The 15,181-nt window shown below is 59.9% G+C and carries 15 protein-coding genes; 12 read left to right on the forward strand and 3 right to left on the reverse strand.

The features are described 5' to 3' along the window. The first annotated feature begins 161 nt into the window (after nt 1-161). From PMI01S_RS19880 to PMI01S_RS19910, 7 genes are all read left to right on the forward strand, one after another. Complete coding sequence (locus PMI01S_RS19880; protein ID WP_084321789.1) at nt 162-1,196, forward strand: ligase-associated DNA damage response exonuclease; 1,035 nt, start codon at nt 162-164, stop codon at nt 1,194-1,196. Beyond that, the gene (locus PMI01S_RS19885) at nt 1,193-2,881 is read left to right on the forward strand and encodes an ATP-dependent DNA ligase (protein ID WP_084321790.1); all 1,689 of its coding nucleotides are present in this window, start codon (nt 1,193-1,195) and stop codon (nt 2,879-2,881) included. Before PMI01S_RS19880 ends, PMI01S_RS19885 begins: the two co-directional genes overlap by 4 nt. Before the next feature lie 304 nt (nt 2,882-3,185). Further along, on the forward strand, nt 3,186-3,968 hold the full coding sequence (locus PMI01S_RS19890; RefSeq protein WP_017336791.1) for a transporter substrate-binding domain-containing protein: 783 nt from the start codon (nt 3,186-3,188) through the stop codon (nt 3,966-3,968). A 56-nt stretch (nt 3,969-4,024) separates the two neighbouring features. Then, nucleotides 4,025-4,753: an ABC transporter permease gene (locus PMI01S_RS19895; protein ID WP_084321791.1), complete on the forward strand. Its 729-nt coding sequence runs from the start codon at nt 4,025-4,027 to the stop codon at nt 4,751-4,753. Further along, on the forward strand, nt 4,750-5,460 hold the full coding sequence (locus PMI01S_RS19900) for an ABC transporter permease (RefSeq protein ID WP_084321792.1): 711 nt from the start codon (nt 4,750-4,752) through the stop codon (nt 5,458-5,460). The genes PMI01S_RS19895 and PMI01S_RS19900 overlap by 4 nt, the downstream gene beginning before the upstream one ends. A gap of 12 nt (nt 5,461-5,472) precedes the next feature. Beyond that, nucleotides 5,473-6,591 (forward strand): succinylglutamate desuccinylase/aspartoacylase family protein, encoded by a 1,119-nt coding sequence (locus tag PMI01S_RS19905; RefSeq protein ID WP_084321793.1) that lies wholly within the window; start codon nt 5,473-5,475, stop codon nt 6,589-6,591. Nucleotides 6,592-6,604: 13 nt separating this feature from the next. Continuing rightward, a complete protein-coding gene (locus tag PMI01S_RS19910; protein ID WP_084321794.1) occupies nt 6,605-7,369 on the forward strand; it encodes an ABC transporter ATP-binding protein in 765 nt (254 codons plus the stop codon). A 129-nt stretch (nt 7,370-7,498) separates the two neighbouring features. Here PMI01S_RS19910 and PMI01S_RS19915 read toward each other — a convergent pair whose 3' ends face one another. Both PMI01S_RS19915 and dcd read right to left on the reverse strand, forming a co-directional pair. After that, nucleotides 7,499-7,708: a hypothetical protein gene (locus tag PMI01S_RS19915; protein WP_084321795.1), complete on the reverse strand. Its 210-nt coding sequence runs from the start codon at nt 7,706-7,708 to the stop codon at nt 7,499-7,501. Nucleotides 7,709-7,815: 107 nt separating this feature from the next. After that, a complete protein-coding gene (gene dcd / locus PMI01S_RS19920; RefSeq protein ID WP_007904652.1) occupies nt 7,816-8,382 on the reverse strand; it encodes a dCTP deaminase in 567 nt (188 codons plus the stop codon). A 354-nt stretch (nt 8,383-8,736) separates the two neighbouring features. On the opposite strand from dcd, the gene PMI01S_RS19925 reads away from it, so the two are divergent. Then, on the forward strand, nt 8,737-8,946 hold the full coding sequence (locus PMI01S_RS19925) for a cold-shock protein (protein ID WP_002554837.1): 210 nt from the start codon (nt 8,737-8,739) through the stop codon (nt 8,944-8,946). Between the two features lie 165 nt (nt 8,947-9,111). On the opposite strand, the gene PMI01S_RS19930 is transcribed toward PMI01S_RS19925, so the two are convergent. Next, the gene (locus PMI01S_RS19930) at nt 9,112-10,119 is read right to left on the reverse strand and encodes a DUF481 domain-containing protein (protein WP_084321796.1); all 1,008 of its coding nucleotides are present in this window, start codon (nt 10,117-10,119) and stop codon (nt 9,112-9,114) included. A gap of 209 nt (nt 10,120-10,328) precedes the next feature. Here PMI01S_RS19930 and PMI01S_RS19935 point away from each other — a divergent pair, with 209 nt between their 5' ends. The 4 genes from PMI01S_RS19935 (at nt 10,329) to PMI01S_RS19950 (ending at nt 15,102) form a co-directional block, all read left to right on the forward strand. Continuing rightward, complete coding sequence (locus PMI01S_RS19935; RefSeq protein ID WP_084321797.1) at nt 10,329-10,682, forward strand: MGMT family protein; 354 nt, start codon at nt 10,329-10,331, stop codon at nt 10,680-10,682. Nucleotides 10,683-10,725: 43 nt separating this feature from the next. Next, nucleotides 10,726-12,285: an AmpG family muropeptide MFS transporter gene (locus PMI01S_RS19940; RefSeq protein ID WP_084321798.1), complete on the forward strand. Its 1,560-nt coding sequence runs from the start codon at nt 10,726-10,728 to the stop codon at nt 12,283-12,285. 130 nt (nt 12,286-12,415) lie between these two features. Beyond that, nucleotides 12,416-14,131, forward strand: a complete 1,716-nt coding sequence (locus PMI01S_RS19945) for a proline--tRNA ligase (protein WP_084321799.1) — start codon at nt 12,416-12,418, stop codon at nt 14,129-14,131. A 17-nt stretch (nt 14,132-14,148) separates the two neighbouring features. Further along, nucleotides 14,149-15,102, forward strand: a complete 954-nt coding sequence (locus tag PMI01S_RS19950; RefSeq protein ID WP_084321800.1) for a hypothetical protein — start codon at nt 14,149-14,151, stop codon at nt 15,100-15,102. Nucleotides 15,103-15,181 lie beyond the last annotated feature (79 nt).

Consider the following 15,181-nt stretch of genomic DNA (forward strand, 5'->3'; position numbering starts at 1 on the left):
GCGAAAGCGGTGTGTCAGTCAACGATGATATTGGCTGACACACCGCTTTCGCGAGCAAGCCCGCTCCCACATTGGAATGTCATTTTCCTGTGAAATATCGATAGAACTTCTGACCTCGCCCAAACCTCATAGCTAACAAGTCCCTCCATTTTGGTAACGACATGGAACTTGTTATCGCGCGCCCCGAAGGTTTGTACTGCCCCGCAGGCGATTTCTACATCGACCCGTGGCGGCCGGTCGAGCGTTCGGTCATCACCCACGCCCACGGCGACCATGCCCGAGGCGGCAACCAGCACTATCTGGCGGCCGCGCCCGGCGAAGGGATTTTACGCGCGCGACTGGGCCAGGACATCAACCTGCAAACCCTGGCCTATGGCGAACGACTGCTGCACCACGGCGTCACCCTGAGTTTCCATCCCGCCGGCCATGTGCTCGGCTCGGCACAGGTGCGCCTGGAATACGGTGGCGAAGTCTGGGTCGCCTCGGGGGATTACAAGATCGAGCCCGATGGCACCTGCGCCCCCTTTGAGCCGGTGCGCTGCCACACCTTCATCACCGAATCGACGTTTGGCCTGCCGATCTATCGCTGGCAGCCCCAGGCGCAGGTGTTCGCCGAGATCAATCAGTGGTGGCAGGCCAACGCCGCCGAAGACAAGGCCAGCGTGCTGTTTTGCTATTCCTTCGGCAAAGCGCAGCGGATTCTCCACGGCATCGACGCCAGCATCGGCCCCATTCTGGTGCACGGTGCCGTCGAGCCGCTCAACCGGGTGTATCGCGAAAGTGGCGTTTATTTACCGCCGACGATCTACGCCGGCGATGTACAAAAGAGTGACCCGATGATGCGCAAGGCGCTCATCCTGGCCCCGCCTTCCGCTGGCGGCAGCACCTGGATGCGCCGTTTCGGTGACTACAGCGATGGCTTTGCCAGCGGCTGGATGCGTTTGCGCGGCACGCGGCGGCGACGTGGTGTCGACCGTGGCTTCGTGCTATCCGACCACGCCGACTGGCCGGGCCTGCTTTGGGCCATCGAGCAGACCGGCACCGAACGCGTGATGGTCACCCACGGTTCGGTGGCGGTCCTGGTGCGCCATTTGCGCGAACAAGGTCTCGACGCCCAAGAGTTCACCACCGAATACGGCGATGATGAAGAAGACATCGCAACCACCGAACCCGAGAGCGCCGAGGTGCTGCCATGAAGGCTTTCGCCGAGTTGTACGCGGAACTGGATGCCACGACCTCGAGCAACGCCAAACTGGCGGCGATGCAACACTACTTCGCCCAGGCCGTGCCGGAAGACGCCGCATGGGCGGTGTACTTTCTGTCCGGCGGACGCCCTCGCCAACTGGTGCCGGTGCGCATCCTGCATGAACTCGCCGTGGCGTATTCCGGCCTGTCGCCGTGGTTGTTCGAGGAGAGTTATCAGGCGGTCGGCGATCTGGCGGAAACAATCTCGCTGGTGCTGCCCGAAACACCCCACAGTTCCACCGACGGATTGGCGGTGTGGATCGAAGAAAAACTGCTGCCGTTGCGCGGCGAATCTCCCCAAGTGCTCGCCGAACAACTGCCCGGACTCTGGTCGCAACTGGACCGCCCCAGCCTGATGCTCTGCATCAAACTGATCACCGGCAGTTTGCGCGTCGGTGTCTCAAAATTGTTGGTGACCCGCGCCTTGGCGGCCATGGCGCAGCTCGACAGTAAACGCGTGGCCCAGCGGCTGGTGGGTTACACCGACCTGTCCAATCGCCCGAGCGCGGCCAGCTACCTGAAGCTGATTGCCGCCGAATCGTCGGATGAACATGCTCGGCGCGGCGGTCAGCCGTATCCGTTTTTCCTGGCTCATGCACTGTCGCAACCGGTCGAACAGTTCGAAGGGTTGCTCGGCCCGGCCAGCCACTGGCAAGTGGAATGGAAGTGGGATGGCATCCGCGCCCAAGTGGTCAAGCGCGACGGCCGACTGTGGATCTGGTCACGCGGTGAAGAGCTGGTCAGCGAACGCTTTCCGGAACTCGACAGCCTGGTCCATGGCCTGCCCGACGGCACGGTGATCGACGGTGAAATCGTGGCCTGGAAAACCGCACCAAGGGACACCGAAGATGCCTTCGATCCACTGGCGCCAACGCCGCCCGCGGTGCAACCGTTCGCCCTGCTGCAACAGCGGATCGGCCGAAAATCCCTGGGCAAGAAAATTCTCGATGACGTGCCGGTGGTTGTCCTCGCCTACGACTTGCTGGAATGGGCGGGCGAAGACTGGCGCAACCAGCCACAAGCCAAGCGTCGCACCCAACTGGAGCACGTCATCGCCCACTGCAACAACCCGGTGTTACTGCCCTCCCCGGTGCTCACCGGGGAGGACTGGTTCGACCTCGCCCGCCAACGCGAAGCCTCCCGCAGCCTGGGCGTCGAGGGCATGATGCTCAAGTCCCGCGACGCGTTGTATGGCGTGGGTCGCACCAAGGACATGGGCGTCTGGTGGAAATGGAAAGTCGACCCGTTCAGCGTCGACGCGGTGCTGATCTACGCGCAGCGCGGGCATGGCCGCCGGGCCAGTCTCTACAGCGATTACACCTTCGCCGTGTGGGACGGCCCGCCCGACGCCAGCGAACGTACCCTGGTGCCGTTCGCCAAGGCCTATTCGGGGCTCACCGACGCAGAAATGCGCCAGGTCGACAGCATCGTGCGCAAGACTACAGTGGAGAAATTCGGGCCAGTCATCAGCGTGAAACCGAGCCTGGTATTTGAATTGGGGTTTGAGGGGATTGCTCTGTCCAAACGGCACAAGAGCGGTATCGCGGTGCGGTTTCCCAGAATGCTTCGGTGGCGGCAGGACAAGACTGTTGAGGAGGCTGACAATCTCGCGACCCTGCAGGATCTGCTCGGCTGACCCGCTCTCCTGCAGGCGCCGGCTTGCTGGCGATGAACGATAACACGGTCACTCTGAACCACCGTGCCGGCCTGATCGCCAGCAAGCCGGCTCCTACAACGCGGGGTGCACGCTCAATACTGGTGCAGCCATTTACCGATGCCCGTTTTCGTGCATAAATCCCGTCCAGCCATTTCCTGAACCACCTTTTAAACGCTTGTTCGGCACTCTGGTTCGGAAATTGCTACTTTCATTAGGTCTTACGCTTTCCAGTAACAATAATTCTGCGCCACAAGCGCTCATATTGGTTCTTAGGGATTGAATAATGAAAAAAGCATTGCTGACCCTTTCTGCACTGGCGTTGTGCATGGCTGCTGGCTCCGCGCTGGCCAAGGAATACAAGGAACTGCGTTTTGGCGTTGACCCTTCCTACGCACCGTTCGAGTCGAAAGCGGCCGACGGTAGCCTGGTGGGCTTCGACATCGATCTGGGGAACGCGATCTGCGCCGAGCTGAAGGTCAAGTGCAAATGGGTCGAAAGCGATTTCGACGGCATGATTCCGGGCCTGAAGGCCAATAAATTCGACGGTGTGATCTCTTCGATGACCGTCACCCCGGCCCGCGAAAAAGTCATCGATTTCTCCAGCGAGCTGTTCTCCGGCCCAACCGCTTACGTGTTCAAGAAAGGTTCCGGCCTGAGCGAAGACGTCGCGTCCCTGAAGGGCAAGACCGTTGGCTACGAGCAAGGCACCATTCAGGAAGCCTACGCCAAGGCCGTGCTGGACAAGGCTGGCGTGAAAACCCAGGCCTATCAGAACCAGGACCAGGTGTATTCGGACCTGATGTCCGGTCGCCTCGATGCGGCGATCCAGGACATGCTGCAAGCCGAACTGGGCTTTTTGAAGTCGCCTAAAGGCGAAGGCTACGAAGTCAGCAAGCCGGTCGACAGCGAATTGCTGCCAGCCAAAACAGCTATCGGTATCTCTAAAGGTAACAAAGACCTCAAGGCACTTTTGGATAAAGGTATCAAAGCGTTACACGACGATGGCACCTACGCCACCATTCAGAAGAAACACTTTGGCGATCTGAATCTGTACAGCGGCAAATAATGCCCGGCGCCCATCTCGCGATGGGCGCTTTTTTCATCCGATCAGGTTGCTGATTTATGTTCGAAACTCTCTTGCAAAATCTGGGGCTCTCAGCCTTCAGCCTCAAGGGCTTCGGTCCGTTGCTGATGGAAGGCACCTGGATGACCATCAAATTATCGGCGTTGTCGCTGCTGGTGGCCGTGTTGCTCGGCCTGCTCGGCGCCAGTGCCAAGCTGTCAAAAGTCAAACTGGTGCGCGTGCCGGCGCAGGTCTACACCACGCTGATTCGCGGCGTGCCGGACCTGGTGCTGATGCTGCTGATCTTCTACAGCCTGCAGACCTGGTTGACGTCGTTCACCGATTTCATGGAATGGGAATACATCGAGATCAACCCGTTCAGCGCCGGGGTCATCACCCTGGGCTTCATTTACGGCGCGTACTTCACCGAAACCTTTCGTGGCGCGATTCTCGCAGTACCGCGGGGCCAGGTCGAAGCGGCCACCGCCTATGGCCTCAAGCGTGGCCAGCGGTTCTGGATCGTGGTGTTCCCGCAGATGATGCGTTTCGCCCTGCCGGGCATCGGCAACAATTGGATGGTGATGCTCAAGGCCACCGCGCTGGTGTCGATCATCGGCCTCGCCGACCTGGTCAAGGCCGCGCAGGACGCCGGCAAAAGCAGCTATCAACTGTTCTACTTCCTGGTGCTGGCCGCGTTGATCTACCTGCTGATCACCAGTGCATCCAACGTTATCCTGCGCTGGCTTGAACGCCGCTACGCCGCCGGCTCCCGGGAGGCCGTACGATGATCGAACTCCTGCAGGAATACTGGAAACCTTTCCTCTATACCGACGGTTACAACATCACCGGCCTGGCCATGACCCTGTGGCTGCTCAGTGCGTCAATCTTCATCGGTTTCGTGGTGTCGATCCCGCTGTCCATCGCCCGGGTATCGCCGCATTTCTACATTCGCTGGCCAGTGCAGTTCTACACTTACCTGTTCCGCGGGACGCCGCTGTATATCCAGCTGCTGATTTGCTACACCGGCATCTACAGCCTGGCCGCCGTGCGGGAACAGCCGATACTCGATGCATTCTTTCGCGATGCGATGAACTGCACCATCCTGGCGTTCGCCCTGAACACCTGCGCCTACACCACGGAGATTTTCGCCGGGGCGATTCGCAGCATGGCCCATGGTGAAGTCGAAGCGGCCAAGGCCTACGGTCTGACCGGCTGGAAGCTGTATGCCTACGTGATCATGCCGTCGGCGCTGCGTCGCTCGTTGCCTTATTACAGCAACGAAGTGATTCTGATGCTGCACTCGACCACCGTGGCGTTCACCGCGACCATCCCGGACATCCTGAAAGTCGCGCGGGACGCCAACTCGGCGACCTTCCTGACCTTCCAGTCGTTCGGCATCGCCGCGCTGATCTACCTGACCGTTACCTTTGCGCTGGTCGGCCTGTTCCGCCTCGCCGAACGCCGATGGCTGGCGTTCCTCGGGCCGACCCACTAGGACTTCTTGCAAATGCGCCACCAGATACATGACTTGCTGGCCCCGCTGCCGGGGACCGCGCGACAGATTCACAGCTTCCACTTCGGCCCGACGGCAGCCCAAGGCAAGATCTACATCCAGGCGTCGCTGCACGCCGATGAAATGCCCGGCATGCTGGTCGCCTGGCACCTCAAGCAGCGCCTGGCGGAGCTTGAAGCCGGCGGTCGGCTGCGCAGCGAAATCGTGCTGGTGCCGGTGGCCAATCCGGTCGGCCTCGAACAAGTGCTGATGGATGTGCCGCTGGGCCGCTACGAGCTCGAAAGCGGGCAGAACTTCAACCGCTGGTTCGTCGATCTGAGCGAAGAAGTCGGCAACGAAATCGAAGGTCAGCTCGGCGACAATCCGCAGCGCAACCTCGAACTGATCCGCAGCAGCCTGCGTCAGGCACTGACGCGACAGACCGCCAGCACTCAACTGCAATCCCAGCGCCTGATCCTGCAACGACTGGCCTGTGATGCGGACATGGTGCTGGACCTGCATTGCGATTTCGAAGCGGTCGCGCACCTCTACACCACGCCCGAGGCCTGGCCTCAGGTCGAACCGCTGGCCCGCTATATCGGTGCCGAAGCCAGCCTGTTGGCCACCGACTCCGGCGGCCAGTCGTTCGACGAGTGCTTCACCCTGCTCTGGTGGCAGTTGAAGGAGCGTTTCGGCGAGCATTTCGACATTCCGCCGGGGAGTTTTTCGGTGACCGTCGAATTGCGCGGCCAGGGTGACGTCAATCATCCACTGGCCAGCCTCGACTGCCAGGCGTTGCTCGATTACCTGACTCACTTCGGCGCGATTGCCGGTGAGCCGGCGCCCCTGCCGGAACTGCCGTATCCCGCCACGCCACTGGCCGCCGTCGAACCGGTGGCCACGCCCGTGGGCGGTTTGCTGGTGTTCACCGCGCTGCCGGGGGAATACCTCGAAGCCGGGCAACGGGTCGCCGAAATCATCGACCCGATCACTGATCGCGTCACCCCCATTCACTGCACCGTCGCCGGGCTGATGTACGCCCGCTCGCTGCGGCGCATGGCCACTGCCGGCATGGTGATCGCCCACGTCGCGGGCACCGAAGCCTATCGCAGCGGCTACCTACTTTCGCCTTGAGGATGCATGCCCCATGTACAAACTGACCATCGAAGGCCTGCATAAAAGCTATGGCGATCATCATGTGCTCAAAGGCGTTTCACTCAAGGCCAACACCGGCGACGTCATCAGTCTGATCGGCGCCAGCGGCTCGGGTAAGAGTACCTTTCTGCGCTGCATCAACTTTCTCGAACAGCCCAACGACGGCGTCATGACCCTGGACGGTCAGAACATCCGCATGATCAAGGATCGCCACGGCATGCACGTGGCCAACCCCGATGAATTGCAAAAAATCCGCACGCGCCTGGCCATGGTATTCCAGCACTTCAACCTGTGGAGCCACATGACCGTGCTGGAAAACATCACCATGGCCCCGCGCCGGGTGCTGGGTTGCAGCAAGCAGGAAGCCGAAGACCGCGCCCGTCGTTATCTCGACAAGGTCGGCCTGGACGCACGCGTGGCGGACCAGTACCCGGCGTTTCTGTCCGGTGGTCAGCAGCAGCGGGTCGCCATTGCCCGAGCGCTGGCCATGGAACCGGAAGTCATGCTGTTCGACGAACCGACCTCGGCACTCGACCCGGAACTGGTCGGTGAAGTGCTCAGGGTGATCCAGGGCCTCGCTGAAGAAGGCCGAACCATGATCATGGTGACTCACGAAATGAGTTTCGCCCGCAAAGTGTCGAGCCAGGTGTTGTTTCTACACCAGGGGCTGGTCGAGGAAGAAGGCGCACCGGAAGACGTGCTGGGCAATCCGAAGAGCGAACGGTTGAAGCAGTTCCTCAGCGGTAACCTCAAGTAACACGCCCGCCTTTGCAGGAGCCGACTTGCTGGCGATGGTGTTTCAGTCGACGACAATGCGTCTAATAACGCCATCGCCAGCAAGCCGGCGCCTGCAAATCAAAATATCTGACTGGCCATTCAATTAAAGCTAAACAACCGGCGCGGGAGGTGGCTCATCCGGCAGGGTCGGCTCACCGGGTTCGGTCGGTTGTTCGTTGGGGGTATCGGGATCAGGCTGACCGGGAATGCCCCCCGCCATGCTGATTGGCGGATGTGCCAACAAGGACCAGGCCAAAACGCCAACCTGATTGGGCTCAAGCCTTGCCAGTTCGGCACTTATTCGCGGGTCGATCTTCATATAGCACTCCTGAGCGATGGCCCGATCCGCCTTGCGCGGATCGGAGCAGTACACTCCATAGAGTGTACGCTCGCTCAGGAATTCCCACGGTTTGTCAGACGGTTGACTCAGGTGCGTGGCAGCGTTACGCCGCGCTGGCCCTGATACTTGCCGCCACGGTCCTTGTAGGACACTTCGCATTCTTCGTCGGATTCAAGGAACAGCATCTGCGCCACGCCTTCGTTGGCGTAGATTTTCGCCGGCAGGTTGGTGGTGTTCGAGAATTCCAGGGTCACGTGACCCTCCCACTCAGGCTCGAGCGGGGTGACGTTGACGATGATGCCGCAACGGGCGTAGGTGCTTTTGCCCAGGCAGATGGTCAATACGTTGCGCGGAATACGGAAATATTCGACGGTGCTGGCCAGGGCGAAAGAGTTTGGCGGGATGATGCAGACGTCGCTGTGGATGTCGACGAAGCTGCCGGCATCGAAATTTTTCGGGTCGACGATGGCCGAGTTGATGTTGGTGAACACCTTGAAATGATTGGTGCAACGAACGTCGTAGCCGTAACTCGACACCCCGTAGGAGATCACACGGCTATCGTCGCTGCCGCGCACCTGGCGCTCGACGAACGGTTCGATCATGCCGTGCTCTTGCGCCATGCGGCGAATCCACTTGTCCGATTTGATGCTCATGGCGGGTGTCCTGAATAGCGAGGTGGAAAAAATCTGTCCGGCATCTTACCGGGCGCGCGCTTCGGGTTCAAAGACCGTGGCGCAATTCTCGCCGATCCCCCGTAAATTCCGGAGCTTCCCCGCAATACGATGCACCGTCAGTCATGAAAACAGAGAAACCTTTGCAGGAAGCATTGGCACGTTCCGGAAAAAGGGTTAAGGTGGCGCCACTGTGCTGCTTGTGTCACTGAGAATCTCTACACGATATGTTGAATTTCGATCCAACCATCTACAAGAATTTTTCCTGCTCTTTGCACTCAGTCTCGGCCAGGGTTCTTCCTGCGTCGCAGTTATCTTTGTTCAAGGAGTTACACCATGTCTAATCGCCAAACTGGTACCGTTAAGTGGTTCAACGATGAAAAAGGCTTCGGCTTCATCACTCCACAATCCGGTGACGACCTGTTCGTTCACTTCAAAGCTATCCAATCCGACGGCTTCAAAAGCCTGAAAGAAGGCCAACAGGTTTCTTTCATCGCTACCCGCGGTCAGAAAGGCATGCAAGCTGAAGAAGTTCAAGTTATCTAACTTGTACTTGCTTTAGTAAAAAGCCCCGCCCTCAAAAGCGGGGCTTTTTTGTGCCTGTGTGTTTTTGCCGGGCAAAAAAGATCGCAGCCTTCGGCAGCTCCTACAGAATTTACGTCAATCTTTGTAGGAGCTGCCGAAGGCTGCGATCTTTTGCGTTTTAACGTCTTACCAGGCCACTCCGAATCCTGCGGTGTAACGGGTCTTGTCCAGATCGGCATCGTCAGTACCGCTGATGATATCTCGCTCGGCCTTCAGGTTAAGCGACGCCCACTCGGTCACTTTGTAGCGCAAGCCCATTTCGGCATCGAGCGCATAATCCGCCACGCCCGACAACGGCTTGCCCACTTCGCCATTGGTGAAGAACTCCACCTTCTTGCCGATCAGGTAGCGGTTGTAATCCCATTTCATCGCCAGGGAATAGAAGTTCTCCTTGCTGCCGTCGTCGAACTCGTAGTCCGTGCGGTTGACCAGCGAGCCCAGCGAGAATGCGCCCAGCTCGTCATCCCAGAACTGGTAACCCGGACCGGTACCGACCGTGCGCTGACGGGAGAGCTCTTCAACCTTGTCGCGCTTGTAGACCGCGCGCCCCTGCCAGAACCATTTCTCGGTCAGGAAGCGGTCGAGGGAGTACTCGCCCCGCCAGTTGTCGCTGGTGACCACGTCATCCTGGAATTCGCGGTTGTACTCGCCTTCCGCGATATGCCGCCATCTGCCATGACGTGCCGTGGTCTTGAAGTCGATGTCGTAGTCGTCGGTATCTTTTTCCGCCCGCTGGTAATCCAGCGCCGCATCGATATTTCCTTTCCAGACCAGATCTTCGACGATCGGTTTGGGCTTGAGAATCTGCTGGATACTCGCCAGCTCGACCGTCTTCGGTGCCTCGCCGTTTTCCAGCGTCACCTTGCCGTCGTCTGCCGCGTGCAGCGACTTGGCCTTCTCGCCTTTGTAGGTTTCCTGCTTGACCAGCAACTCCTGATCGCTCTCCAGGGTTTTGACCTGCTTCCAGTCGATAGGCACCGCGCCGGCGTACTCGGTCTGAATCAACAGTTTGCCGCCATCGAACAGCGTGATCTTGCCGCTCAGTTTGTCACCGTTCTTCAACCAGACAGTATCGGCGAGCAAAGGCGTGGAAGCGCTAAAGACAGCGAGGCACAGCAGGGTTCTGGACACCATAAGCAAATACAGGCTCAAGTTTGCGAAAAAAGTCGGCATTATCCGAAGGAATAAGACCCTAGCATGGAGTGACACGCCTATTTCCATGGAGTTCACTCCTGCAGGAACGGGCTTGCTCGCGATAAACTTGAAATTGACGCGTTTTCCAGACCCTCTCCGTCATCGTTAACGCCCATCGCGAGTGAGCTCGCTCCTACAGGACCCCGGATGTGACCGACCCAACCACCGAAACAGAAAGTGCCGCGCAAATCCGACGCACGGCGCTTTATCTGACCCTGGCCCAGGTGCCCGAGGGCAAAGTCGTGAGTTATGGTCAACTTGCCGAGCTGGCAGGACTTGGCCGCGCGGCGCGCTGGGTCGGTCGGACCCTGAGCCAGTTGCCCGGCGACACCAAATTGCCTTGGCACCGCGTGCTCGGCGCCGGTGGCCGGATCAGCCTGCCGGTGGGCAGTCCTTCAGGGGATGAGCAGCGCGCGCGACTTCGCTCCGAAGGCATCAGTGTCCTGAACAATCGTGTTGATATTCGGCGCCATGGCTGGCGCCCGGTAGAGCACAGCGGTTAGAGTGCGCGCTTTGTTTCCGTAATCTTGAGGCAGACTTCAGCCCATGCCCCGTAAAACCTGGCGCGCCGCGCTCGCCGCCTATGCCAGCCCTTCAACACTTGTGCTGTTGTTGCTTGGTTTCGCCGCCGGCCTGCCCTACATGCTGGTGTTTTCGACACTTTCGGTCTGGTTGCGTGAAGCCGGTGTGGCTCGCGAAACCATCGGCTATGCAAGCCTGATCGGCCTGGCCTACGCCTTCAAATGGGTCTGGTCGCCGCTACTCGACCAATGGCGCCTGCCTTTGCTCGGCAAGCTCGGTCGCCGACGCTCGTGGCTGGTGCTTTCCCAGGCACTGGTAATCCTCGGCCTGATCGGGATGGGTTTCTGCGACCCGCAAAAACATCTGTCCTGGCTGATCGCCATTGCCGTGGTCGTTGCCTTCGCCTCGGCGACGCAGGACATCGCGGTCGACGCCTATCGCCTGGAAATCGCCGACGACACCCGCCAGGCCGCCCTCGCTGCCAGTTACATGTCGGGCTATCGGATCGCGGCGCTGCTGGCCACTGCCGGCGCCCTGTTCTTTGCCGAAGGCTTCGGCTCCACCGGTTTCAACTACAAGCATTCGGCATGGGCCGGCACTTACCTGCTGTTCGGCGCCCTGATGGTTCCGGCGTTGCTCACCTCGTTTTTCATGCGAGAACCGCCGGTTCCGTTGCGCACGCAACTGCAGGCCGGGCGCTACAGTTTTGTGCATCAACTGGCCTCAGTGTTCGTGCTGATCGTGCTGCTGGTTTCCGTGCCGGCCATGTTCACTCAGCTCTACAACACCGATTTCGCCAGTGTGCTGTTCGGAGGCGTGAGCCTGCTCGACCTGCTGCTCGAAGACCGCGCCTTCCTGCGGGCGATTCTCTACACCACGCTCACCGCGCTGTGCCTTTCGGCCATGGGCCGCCGTGGCCTCGCGCCGGTGCTGACCCCGATCAACGACTTCATTCTGCGTTACCGCTGGCAGGCGCTATTGCTGCTCGGACTGATCGCCACGTATCGGATGTCGGATACGGTGATGGGCGTGATGGCCAACGTTTTCTATATCGACCAGGGCTTCACCAAGGATCAGATTGCCAGCGTCAGCAAAATCTTCGGCCTGATCATGACCCTGGTCGGCGCCGGCATGGGCGGCCTGCTGATCGTGCGCTTTGGCATCCTGCCGATTCTGTTCATCGGCGGCGTAACGTCCGCCAGCACCAACCTGCTGTTCCTGATGCTCGCCGACATGGGCGCCAACCTGAACATGCTGATCCTGACCATCTCCCTGGACAACTTCAGCTCGGGCCTGGCGACCTCGGCGTTCGTCGCCTATCTGTCGAGCCTGACCAACCTCAAGTTCTCGGCCACCCAATATGCCCTGCTCAGCTCGATCATGCTCCTGCTGCCACGTCTGATCGGCGGCTATTCCGGGGTCATGGTGGAAAAGTTCGGCTATCACAATTTCTTCCTGATCACCGCGTTGCTAGGCGTTCCGACACTGCTGTTGATCGCTTTGCACTGGTTCCAGGAGAACCGCCGCGAAGGCCCGACACCGACGCCAGAACCGGTACCGACCCAGGTCGCGGAAGAATCGTAGGACGCTTCGCCGAGGGCGTGGAGAATCCCGCCCTCGAGCCACACCACCGACCGCGCGCCTGTACGTCAGCAGATCTCGCCCGTACAATGCTCCGTCATTTCTCGTCATCAGCAACCGACAACGGCCAACCATGCGCACCAGTCAATTTTTGCTCGCCACACAGAAAGAAACGCCTTCCGACGCGGTCGTGATCAGCCACCAGCTGATGCTGCGCGCCGGCATGATCCGCAAACTCGCCTCGGGCCTGTATACCTGGCTGCCGATGGGCTTGCGAGTGATGCGCAAGGTCGAAGCCGTCGTTCGTGAAGAAATGAACGCCGCGGGCTCTCTCGAAGTGTTGATGCCGAGTACTCAACCGGCTGAGCTGTGGCAGGAATCCGGTCGTTGGGAAGAATACGGCCCTGAACTGCTGCGCTTCAAGGATCGCCACGGTCGCGACTTCTGCGCCGGCCCGACCCACGAAGAAGTGATCACCGACCTGATGCGCAACGAGCTGAGCAGCTACAAACAGCTGCCGATCAACCTGTATCAGATCCAGACCAAATTCCGTGACGAAATCCGCCCACGCTTCGGTTTGATGCGCGGCCGCGAGTTCATCATGAAGGACGCCTATTCGTTCCACGCTGACCAGCCTTCGCTGCAGGTCACCTACGACCGCATGCACCAGGCGTACTGCAACGTGTTCACCCGTCTGGGCCTGAAATTCCGTCCTGTTGAGGCCGACAACGGCTCCATCGGCGGCGCCGGCTCCCACGAGTTCCATGTACTGGCCGAATCCGGCGAAGACGACATCGTCTTCAGCAACGGTTCCGACTACGCCGCGAACATCGAGAAGGCCGAAGCCGTGCCACGGGAAACCTCCCGTCCGGCACCGGCTGAAGAGCTGCGCCTGGTCGACACGCCAGAGACCAAAACCATCGCCGCGCTGGTGGAAAAATTCAATCTGCCAATTGAAAAGACCATCAAGACCCTGGTGGTGCACGCTGAAGAGAAAGGCAAGCTGATTGCCCTGATCATCCGTGGCGACCACGAGCTGAACGAAATCAAGGCCGCCAACCAGCCAGGCGTTGCCAGCCCGCTGGTCATGGCTTCCGAAAGCGAATTGCGTGACGCGATTGGCGCCGGCGCCGGCTCTCTCGGCCCGTTGAACCTGCCGCTGCCGATCATCATCGACCGTTCCGTCGAGCTGATGAGCGACTTCGGTATCGGCGCGAACATCGACGACAAGCACTACTTCGGCGTGAACTGGGAGCGTGACCTGCCGGTTCCGACCGTTGCCGACCTGCGTAACGTCGTGTCTGGCGACCCTAGCCCTGACGGCAAAGGCACCCTGGAAATCAAGCGCGGCATCGAAGTCGGGCACATCTTCCAGCTGGGTAACAAGTACAGCAAAGCGATGAAGTGCGAAGTGCTGGGCGAAAACGGCAAGCCGGTCACCCTGGAAATGGGTTGCTACGGCATTGGCGTTTCCCGCGTAGTGGCCGCCGCCATCGAGCAGAACAACGACGAGAACGGGATCATCTGGAGCGACACGCTGGCGCCGTTCCAGGTTGCCCTGGTGCCACTGCGCTATGAAACCGAGCAGGTTCGCGAAGCCACCGACAAGCTGTATGCAGAACTGACTGCGGCCGGCTTCGAAGTGCTGCTGGACGATCGCGACAAGAAAACCAGCCCGGGCATCAAGTTCGCGGACATGGAGCTGATCGGCATTCCTCACCGGATCGTGGTCAGTGACCGCGGCCTCGCCGAAGGCAATCTGGAATACAAGAGCCGCACCGAGCCCGAGGCGCAAGCGCTGCCGGTCGCTGACGTGCTGTCCTTCCTCCAGGCCCGTATCCGCCGCTGACACCAGATAGAGAAGTCATGTTCAAGCGAAACACCTTAGGCCTCGGTGGTGCTGCCCTGTGCGGCACCCTGCTGGTCAGCGGCTGTGCCAATCACATGTCGCAACGCAGCGAGCACGAGGAACGTGTCGAGCGCAAATTGCTCGACCACAGCCTGCAGATCGATGTCGGTGAGCCCAAGGTGCTTGAGCTGCCGCAACGCCGGGTGAAAATCCACGAGCAGAAAACCTTCGAAGTCACCGAGTTCGAAGTCACGCGGCATTACGATCGCTACACGCCTTATCAACCCTGGCGGGAGATCTACGAGATCCCGTTGGGCGCGGTGGCCGTGGTGGCCGGTGTCGGCGCGAACGTGGTCAACGTGTTCGCCCTCGGCAACTTGCCGGATAGCGTGACCAAGGACTGGTTCAGTTACGGTTTCGCCGGGCTCAACCCGTTCATGAACGCGCCGTCTCACGGCCGTGCGCAGCAGAACCTCGCGGGCATCGACGAAGTCCAGCTCGACAAGCGTACGGAATACTCGAGCCTGCCGTGGAGCGAGCGCCCGGTTGAGGTCAAGGCCGGCAAGGAAACGTTCGAGCTGACCACTGACAAAAACGGTGTGTTGCGCCTGAACCTGCTGGACAGCCCGTTCGCCGAACATGACATCAATCACCTCAGCCGGCTGCTGATCAAGGTCGAAGACGGTCAGGACGATGTGCACAGCGACTCGTCCCTGGCGGTCAGCAGCTCGTTGCGCGGCAAACTGCTCGAAGCCCACGGGCTGATCTACGACGATCTTGAAGACGACGAAGTGAGCCAGTGGGTGCACCGGGTCAAACGTCTGTCGGAGCTGGGTCTGGAAGAAGAAGCCAGTGAGCTGGAACAGAGCCTGATTGAGCTGACGCGCAACGATCCGGAGCTGCAGACTGAATTCCTCAAGTCATTGACCAAGGATGCCGGGCGGCTGGTGGCGGATCCAGGACCGAATTAATAGCTTCGTCGCAACGCCGCCTTCGCGAGCAAGCCCGCTCCCACAGTTGACCGAGTTGTTAAGGTGAACGCGATCTAAT

Origin of the sequence: Pseudomonas migulae NBRC 103157 (genome assembly GCF_002091715.1) — a bacterium.
Taxonomy (GTDB): domain Bacteria; phylum Pseudomonadota; class Gammaproteobacteria; order Pseudomonadales; family Pseudomonadaceae; genus Aquipseudomonas; species Aquipseudomonas migulae_A.

Bases quoted from the DNA above. Each gene is read 5' to 3' on its own strand.
- PMI01S_RS19880 (WP_084321789.1), top strand. From the start codon at position 162: ATGGAACTTGTTATCGCGCGCCCCGAAGGTTTGTACTGCCCCGCAGGC.
- PMI01S_RS19885 (WP_084321790.1), top strand. From the start codon at position 1,193: ATGAAGGCTTTCGCCGAGTTGTACGCGGAACTGGATGCCACGACCTCG.
- PMI01S_RS19890 (WP_017336791.1), top strand. From the start codon at position 3,186: ATGAAAAAAGCATTGCTGACCCTTTCTGCACTGGCGTTGTGCATGGCT.
- PMI01S_RS19895 (WP_084321791.1), top strand. From the start codon at position 4,025: ATGTTCGAAACTCTCTTGCAAAATCTGGGGCTCTCAGCCTTCAGCCTC.
- PMI01S_RS19900 (WP_084321792.1), top strand. From the start codon at position 4,750: ATGATCGAACTCCTGCAGGAATACTGGAAACCTTTCCTCTATACCGAC.
- PMI01S_RS19905 (WP_084321793.1), top strand. From the start codon at position 5,473: ATGCGCCACCAGATACATGACTTGCTGGCCCCGCTGCCGGGGACCGCG.
- PMI01S_RS19910 (WP_084321794.1), top strand. From the start codon at position 6,605: ATGTACAAACTGACCATCGAAGGCCTGCATAAAAGCTATGGCGATCAT.
- PMI01S_RS19915 (WP_084321795.1), bottom strand. From the start codon at position 7,708: ATGAAGATCGACCCGCGAATAAGTGCCGAACTGGCAAGGCTTGAGCCC.
- dcd (WP_007904652.1), bottom strand. From the start codon at position 8,382: ATGAGCATCAAATCGGACAAGTGGATTCGCCGCATGGCGCAAGAGCAC.
- PMI01S_RS19925 (WP_002554837.1), top strand. From the start codon at position 8,737: ATGTCTAATCGCCAAACTGGTACCGTTAAGTGGTTCAACGATGAAAAA.
- PMI01S_RS19930 (WP_084321796.1), bottom strand. From the start codon at position 10,119: ATGGTGTCCAGAACCCTGCTGTGCCTCGCTGTCTTTAGCGCTTCCACG.
- PMI01S_RS19940 (WP_084321798.1), top strand. From the start codon at position 10,726: ATGCCCCGTAAAACCTGGCGCGCCGCGCTCGCCGCCTATGCCAGCCCT.
- PMI01S_RS19945 (WP_084321799.1), top strand. From the start codon at position 12,416: ATGCGCACCAGTCAATTTTTGCTCGCCACACAGAAAGAAACGCCTTCC.
- PMI01S_RS19950 (WP_084321800.1), top strand. From the start codon at position 14,149: ATGTTCAAGCGAAACACCTTAGGCCTCGGTGGTGCTGCCCTGTGCGGC.